Here is a 2,972-nt window from a genome sequence, read left to right as displayed (position 1 = left end):
TCTTAATAGAAGTTTAGCAATGTCCTACTCTCACATGGGAACTCCCACACTACCATCGGCGCTACTGCGTTTCACTTCTGAGTTCGGAATGGAGTCAGGTGGGACCACAGCGCTATTGTCGCTAAACAAAAAAGGGACAATCTAGAAAATCAATATAAATCTTTATTCACTCTATCAAGTAACACGTTAGTACGTGATTGCTATTATTAAATAGTCTTCGTCAAACTCAAACAAAACCACTTGGGTGTTGTATGGTTAAGCCTCACGGGCAATTAGTATCAGTTAGCTCAAGGCCTCACAACCCTTACACACCTGACCTATCAACGTTGTAGTCTCCAACGACCCTTTAGGGAGCTTAAAGCTCCAGTGAGAACTCATCTCAAAGCCTGCTTCCCGCTTAGATGCTTTCAGCGGTTATCAGTTCCGAACGTAGCTACCGGGCAATGCCATTGGCATGACAACCCGAACACCAGTGGTTCGTCCACTCCGGTCCTCTCGTACTAGGAGCAGCCCTCTTCAATTCTCAAACGCCCACGGCAGATAGGGACCGAACTGTCTCACGACGTTCTAAACCCAGCTCGCGTACCACTTTAAATGGCGAACAGCCATACCCTTGGGACCGACTTCAGCCCCAGGATGTGATGAGCCGACATCGAGGTGCCAAACACCGCCGTCGATATGAACTCTTGGGCGGTATCAGCCTGTTATCCCCGGAGTACCTTTTATCCGTTGAGCGATGGCCCTTCCATACAGAACCACCGGATCACTATGACCTACTTTCGTACCTGCTCGACGTGTCTGTCTCGCAGTTAAGCTGGCTTATGCCATTGCACTAACCGTATGATGTCCGACCATACTTAGCCAACCTTCGTGCTCCTCCGTTACTCTTTGGGAGGAGACCGCCCCAGTCAAACTACCCACCAGACAGTGTCCCCAAGCCCGTTTCGGGCCCTAGGTTAGAACATCACGCATACAAGGGTGGTATTTCAAGGTTGACTCCACCATATCTGGCGACATGGTTTCAAAGTCTCCCACCTATCCTACACATGTAGGAGCAATGTTCACTGTCAAGCTATAGTAAAGGTTCACGGGGTCTTTCCGTCTAGCCGCGGGTATACGGCATCTTAACCGCAAATTCAATTTCACTGAGTCTCGGGTGGAGACAGTGTGGCCATGATTACGCCATTCGTGCAGGTCGGAACTTACCCGACAAGGAATTTCGCTACCTTAGGACCGTTATAGTTACGGCCGCCGTTTACCGGGGCTTCGATCATGAGCTTCGTCCGAAAACTAACCCAATCAATTAACCTTCCGGCACCGGGCAGGCGTCACACCGTATACGTCATCTTTCGATTTTGCACAGTGCTGTGTTTTTAATAAACAGTTCCAGCCACCTGGTTACTTCGACTCTCATGTGCTTACGGAGCAAGTCCTTCACACTAGAGAGCGTACCTTCTCCCGAAGTTACGGTACTATTTTGCCTAGTTCCTTCACCCGAGTTCTCTCAAGCGCCTTAGTATTCTCTACCTAACCACCTGTGTCGGTTTGGGGTACGGTTCCTATATATCTGAAGCTTAGAAGCTTTTCCTGGAAGCATGGCATCAATGACTTCTGCTCCGTAGAGCATCGTCTCGTGTCTCAGCCTTAAGATAGTCCGGATTTACCTAAACTATCAGCCTACGCACTTTCACACAGATAACCAACACTGTGCTCACCTAGCCTACTCCGTCCCTCCTTCGCAATATATAGAAGTACAGAAATATTAATCTGTTTCCCATCGACTACACCTTTCGGTCTCGCCTTAGGGGCCGACTTACCCTGCCCTGATTAACATGGGACAGGAAACCTTGGTCTTTCGGCGGGGGAGTTTTTCACTCCCCTTATCGTTACTCATGTCAGCATTCGCACTTGTGATACCTCCAGCAAACTTCTCAATTCACCTTCAACGGCTTACACAACGCTCCCCTACCACTCTTACCAAAAGGTAAGAATCCGCAGCTTCGGTGACTAGTTTAGCCCCGTTACATCTTCCGCGCAGACCGACTCGACTAGTGAGCTATTACGCTTTCTTTAAAGGATGGCTGCTTCTAAGCCAACCTCCTAGCTGTCTATGCCTTTCCACATCGTTTCCCACTTAACTAGTACTTTGGGACCTTAGCTGGCGGTCTGGGTTGTTTCCCTCTCCACAATGGACGTTAGCACCCACAGTGTGTCTCCCGGATATCACTCATTGGTATTCGGAGTTTGCAAAGGGTTGGTAAGTCGGGATGACCCCCTAGCCTTAACAGTGCTCTACCCCCAATGGTGTTCGTCCGAGGCTCTACCTAAATAGATTTCGGGGAGAACCAGCTATCTCCCGGCTTGATTAGCCTTTCACTCCGACCCACAAGTCATCACCGCATTTTTCAACATACGTGTGTTCGGTCCTCCAGTTGATGTTACTCAACCTTCAACCTGCCCATGGGTAGATCGCCGGGTTTCGGGTCTATACCTTGCAACTAAACGCGCAGTTAACACTCGCTTTCGCTACGGCTCCCCTAATCGGTTAACCTTGCTACAAAATATAAGTCGCTGACCCATTATACAAAAGGTACGCAGTCACCCACGAAGGGCTCCCACTGCTTGTACGTATGCGGTTTCAGGTTCTATTTCACTCCCCTCACAGGGGTTCTTTTCGCCTTTCCCTCACGGTACTGGTTCACTATCGGTCAGTTAGGAGTATTTAGCCTTGGAGGATGGTCCCCCCATGTTCAGACAAAGTTTCACGTGCTCCGTCCTACTCGATTTCACTTAAAGGTTGTTGTCGTGTACGGGGCTATCACCCTGTATCGCTGTCCTTTCCAGAACATTCCACTAACGCCCAATAAGCTTAAGGGCTAGTTCCCGTTCGCTCGCCGCTACTAAGGAAATCTCGGTTGATTTCTTTTCCTCGGGGTACTTAGATGTTTCAGTTCTCCCGGTTCGCCTCATTA

The 2,972-nt window shown here is 49.3% G+C and carries 2 rRNA genes; both read right to left on the bottom strand.

Annotated elements, in window-relative coordinates:
• Positions 1-11: 11 nt before the first annotated feature.
• Positions 12-126: ribosomal RNA gene (rrf, locus tag AC27GZ_RS16090) — 5S ribosomal RNA — on the bottom strand.
• A 125-nt stretch (positions 127-251) separates the two neighbouring features.
• Positions 252-2,972, bottom strand: a 23S ribosomal RNA gene (locus tag AC27GZ_RS16085); the annotation flags it as partial.

The organism is Colwellia sp. SU-HH00943, assembly GCF_057546125.1.
The sequence above is the reverse complement of the archived record's forward strand: the minus strand, read 5'-3'. Positions and strand labels throughout refer to the sequence as shown.